This window comes from Dactylosporangium sp. NPDC051541 (assembly GCF_044454505.1).
Classification (GTDB): domain Bacteria; phylum Actinomycetota; class Actinomycetes; order Mycobacteriales; family Micromonosporaceae; genus Dactylosporangium.
The window spans coordinates 1,578,746-1,580,491 of the sequence record NZ_JBITDU010000001.1 but is presented as its reverse complement, the minus strand read 5'-3'; the positions used below and the strand labels follow the sequence as shown (position 1 = coordinate 1,580,491).

The 1,746-nt window shown below is 73.7% G+C and carries 2 protein-coding genes; one reads left to right on the top strand and one right to left on the bottom strand.

From position 1 onward, the window contains the following. Nucleotides 1–142: 142 nt before the first annotated feature. Entirely contained in the window at nucleotides 143–487 is a 345-nt protein-coding gene (locus ACIA8L_RS07135; protein ID WP_395901302.1) for a YybH family protein, read from the bottom strand. Between the two features lie 70 nt (nucleotides 488–557). Here ACIA8L_RS07135 and ACIA8L_RS07130 point away from each other — a divergent pair, with 70 nt between their 5' ends. After that, nucleotides 558–1,427, top strand: coding sequence for a LysR family transcriptional regulator (locus ACIA8L_RS07130; protein WP_395901301.1), 870 nt, complete (start codon nucleotides 558–560; stop codon nucleotides 1,425–1,427). Nucleotides 1,428–1,746: the final 319 nt, after the last annotated feature.

Here is a 1,746-nt window from a genome sequence, read left to right as displayed (position 1 = left end):
CCGGCGCGACCGCGCGAGGGCCGGCGCGACCGCGCGAGGGCCGGCGCGACCGCGCGAGGGCCGGCGCGACCGCGCGAGGGCCGGCGCGACCGCGCGAGGGCCGGCGCGACCGCGCGTGAAGCGCGCGTCGCGCCGACGTTGGTCAGCCGGCGTTCTCAGGGCGGTCGATCACGCGGAGCCAGGTGCCGTCAGGCTGGCGGCGCACGATCTGGACGCGGCCGCCTGTGCCGTCCTTCGCCTTGGTCGAGGTCAGGGCCAGGTCGCCGTGGTGGATGGTCGGCAGCGCCTCCTCCACCTCGAAGTGCGGGACGTGCTTGAGCATCTCCTCGCACACCGCCTGGATCGCCGCCCGCCCGACCGTGGTGCTGCCGGGCGGGTAGGCCAGGACGGCGTCGGGCTCGTACAGGGCGGCCAGGCCGGCGGCGTCGCCCGCGTTGGCGCGCTCCACGAACAGCCGGGACAGATCTTCCGGAGTCTTCGCACTCATGACTCCACCGTGCCGCGCCACCATTCAGAACAACAAGACCAATCTGCGACGGTACTTATAATCGTTGGTTATGGAACTGCATCAGCTGGAGTACTTCGTGGCGGTCGTCGAGGAGGCCGGATTCACGCGCGCGGCCGCACGGCTGCGGGTTGCTCAGCCCGGCGTCAGTGCGCAGGTACGCAAGCTGGAGCGAGAGCTCGGCCTCGCCCTCCTGGACCGCACCACCCGCTCGGTACGGCTCACCGCGGCGGGCGAGGCGGTGCTCCCGTTCGCCCGGGCCGCGCTGGCCGCCGTCGACGGCGCCCGCCAGGCCGTGGACGAACTGGCCGGCCTCCAGCGCGGCCGCGTGGCCATCGGCACCGTCAACTCGCACACCGTCGACCTGGCCACGATCCTCGCCGACTTCCACGCGCGGTGGCCGGGCGTGGAGATCACGCTGGTCGAGGACGTGTCCGAGCGCCTGACCGACGCCGTGCGGGAGGGCCGCCTGGACGCGGCGATCGTGGCCTACGCGCGGGCGCCCGAAGACCTGGACGTGCACGTGGTCACCGACGAGGCGCTAGACGCCGTCGTGTGGGACGGTCACGAGCTGGCCGGGCGCGAGACGATCCCGCTGGCCGAACTACGCGACCGCGCGCTGGTGTGCCTGCCACGCGGGGGCGGCATCCGGGCAATTCTGGACGCCGCCTGCGCGGAGGAGGGTTTCGCGCCGCGGGTCGCGTTCGAGGCCGGCTCCCCCGCCGTGATCGAGCAGCTCGCAGCCCGCCACCTGGGGATAGCGATCCTGCCGGAGTCGATCGCGCGGCATCGGGAGTACCTCCACCCGATCCGCATCACCGACCCAGAGCTACGCGGCCGCCTGGGCCTGGCCTGGCGCCGGGACGAACCAACCAGCCCAGCCGCCGCCGCATGGCTCAGTCACGCCCGCAGCTACCTCTGACACCTCTGAGCCGCCGGAACCATCGCCACTCGCATCACCACCGAAGGCCACCGCACGAACACTCCACCCACGCGCGGCCGCGCGAAGACCGCCCAGGCGCGACCACGCCACGGCCTAACCGGACGCGACCGCACGTAGACCACCCCAGCACGACGCATGCGGATGCCCGACCGGACGCCCCCGCGGACGCACTCCCCTCGGACGCCCGTGTGCTCGCCCCCGCGCGGTCGCGGTCAACCACCGCCGCAGCACACGGACGGACGGCCGACCAACCGCGACCGCGACCGCGCGAACGCAGTCGGACGGCCGACCAACCCCG